General features: G+C 71.6%; 2 protein-coding genes and 1 pseudogene. All 3 read left to right on the top strand.

Translation table 11 applies throughout. The features are described 5' to 3' along the window. A pseudogene (locus ACFTZB_RS45125) lies at positions 1–409 on the top strand (NADH-dependent oxidoreductase); the annotation flags it as partial. Beyond that, a complete protein-coding gene (locus tag ACFTZB_RS45120) occupies positions 406–1,203 on the top strand; it encodes an aldo/keto reductase (protein WP_378442441.1) in 798 nt (265 codons plus the stop codon). The pseudogene ACFTZB_RS45125 and the gene ACFTZB_RS45120, both read left to right, overlap by 4 nt. Further along, entirely contained in the window at positions 1,203–2,294 is a 1,092-nt protein-coding gene (locus ACFTZB_RS45115; RefSeq protein WP_378442439.1) for a Gfo/Idh/MocA family protein, read from the top strand. The genes ACFTZB_RS45120 and ACFTZB_RS45115 overlap by 1 nt, the downstream gene beginning before the upstream one ends. Positions 2,295–2,303 lie beyond the last annotated feature (9 nt).

Below are 2,303 nucleotides of genomic sequence, written 5' to 3'. Positions count from 1 at the left end.
GCTCCGGCACGGCACGACAGTCGTCATGATCGGCCCGCAGGAGACCATCGCCCACGACGTCGGCCGGCGCGGAAAGATCGTGCTGCTGCCACGGCTCGCGGCGAGCGAGAACCTCACCACCCATCTGTCGTCGATCGTGACGCGGATCGAGGAAGACCGGGTGGTGATCGCGACCGGCGGCGAGGAGCGGATGGTCGACGCCCCCGGCGAACTGCTGATCTCACACGGCGTCGAGCCCCGCGCCGACCTGCTCGCCGCGCTGAGGGGGCTGGCACCGCGACTCGGCGTCCACCCCGTCGGCGACGCGAGCGGCGACGGCGGCTCCATCCACGCTGCGCTGGTGACCGCGGCCGATGTCGCCGCGAAGATCACCGCGGCAGCCGACGCCCGCGAGGAGATCAGCGCATGACGGCGATTCCGCCCCTCGGCCTCGGGACCTGGCCGCTGACCGGTCCGGACGCCACCCGGGCCGTGCTGTCCGGCATCGAGGCGGGCTACCGGCTGATCGACACGGCCGCCATCTACGGGAACGAGGACGCCGTCGGCGCCGCCCTCGCGGAGTGCGGTCTGCCCCGCGGCGAACTGTTCGTCACCACCAAACTGCGGGGGAGCGATCACGTGTCCGGCGACATTCGCGGCGCCGTCGAACGCAGCCTGAAGAGTCTCGGGCTCGATCGGCTCGACCTGTTCCTCATCCACTGGCCGCTGCCACGCCACGACAGGTACGTCGCGGCATTCGAGGCGATGCTCGCCTGCCGCGACGCCGGCCTGGTCCGTTACGTCGGTGTCTCCAACTTCCTGGGCACGCACCTGCGCCGCGTCGTCGCCGAGACCGGAGAGGCCCCGGCCGTCAACCAGATTCAGATGGACCCCTCGCTCGCCCGGCTGCCCGTCCGCCGCGCGAACGACGAACTCGAGGTGTCCACGCAGTCGTGGAGTCCGCTCGGCCGCGGCGACGTGCTCGGCGCACCCGCGGTCACTGCGATCGCCGAACGCCTCGGCCACTCGCCCGCGCAGGTGGTCCTGGCCTGGCATCGCGCGCAGGGTGTCGTCCCGATTGTCCGGTCGGCCGATCCCGCACGTCAGACCGAGAACCTGGCCGCCCTCGACGTCCGGCTCACCGCCGGGGACGTCGACGCCCTGGACCGTCTCGACCGCGGCGAGTCCGCGGCCCGGGACGTCGAAACCGAGGAGCACTTCTGATGGCACTACGAATCGGCATCGTCGGCTGCGGCAAGATCGCCGGCAACCACGCCCGGGCCTTGCAGCAGGTGCCCGGCGTCGAGGTCGTCGGGTGCTGCGACCCCGACCTGGAACGGGCCCGGACATTCGCTGCGGCGCACGGCATCACGACGGCCGTCGGGTCGGTCGCGGAATTACTCGCGCTCGGTCTCGACGCGTGCACCGTGTGCACCCCGCATCCCGTCCACGAAGAGGTCGTCGTCGCGGCCGCGCAGGCGGGCATCCACGTGTTGTGCGAGAAGCCGATCGCCGTCGACGTCGCCGCCGCCGACCGGATGATCGAGGCCGCCGACCGCGCGGGCATCACGTTCGGGGTGCTGTTCCAGCGCCGCTTCTGGCCCGCCGCCCGCCGCATCCGGGATGCGATCGACGACGGCCGGATCGGTGTTCCGGTACTCGGTGAGGCGTCGGTGATCCTGCACCGCCCGTCGTCCTACTACTCCGCCGACGCGTGGCGCGGACGGTGGGACACCGACGGCGGCGGTGTCCTCATGACGCAGGCCGTGCACCAGATCGACATGCTGCAGTGGTTCATGGGCGAGGCCGTCCAGGTGTGCGGCTTCATCCGCACCCACACGCACGGCGAGCACATCGAGACCGAGGACAGCGCGTCGGCGGTCGTGTCGTTCGCGTCGGGCGGCACCGCCACCGTCACCGCGACCACCGGCGCCAACCACAACCTCGGCAACCGGGTCACCGTGCTCGGACAGACCGGTGCGATCGCGAGCGTTCTCGAATTCCCGGAAGGGCAGGAGGGTGTCAACGAAATCTGGACCGTGCCGGGCGACACCGAGTTCCGGGCGCCCTACACCTCCGACGTCCGCGCCAACCTCGACGTCACCGAGGTCAACGCCGGACTCGCCGATTTCCACACCCTCCAGGTGCAGGACTTCGCGGACGCCGTCCTGACCGGCCGGGCGCCTGCCGTCACCGGACGCGACGCCCGCGCCTCGCTCGCGATCGTCGCCGCCGTCTACGAGTCGTCCCGCACGGGCCGCGTCGTCGACCTCACGCCCGCCCCGGCCCCCGTCACCACCAAGGAGAACGCATGACCCCCGACC

It is taken from the genome of Rhodococcus sp. NPDC057014 (genome assembly GCF_042673295.1).
In the GTDB taxonomy this organism is placed as follows: Bacteria; Actinomycetota; Actinomycetes; order Mycobacteriales; family Mycobacteriaceae; genus Rhodococcus_F.
The sequence above is the reverse complement of the archived record's forward strand: the minus strand, read 5'-3'. Positions and strand labels throughout refer to the sequence as shown.

What these genes read in the sequence shown, in the direction of transcription:
- ACFTZB_RS45120 (WP_378442441.1), top strand. Translation starts at nt 406, where the DNA reads ATGACGGCGATTCCGCCCCTCGGCCTCGGGACCTGGCCGCTGACCGGT.
- ACFTZB_RS45115 (WP_378442439.1), top strand. Translation starts at nt 1,203, where the DNA reads ATGGCACTACGAATCGGCATCGTCGGCTGCGGCAAGATCGCCGGCAAC.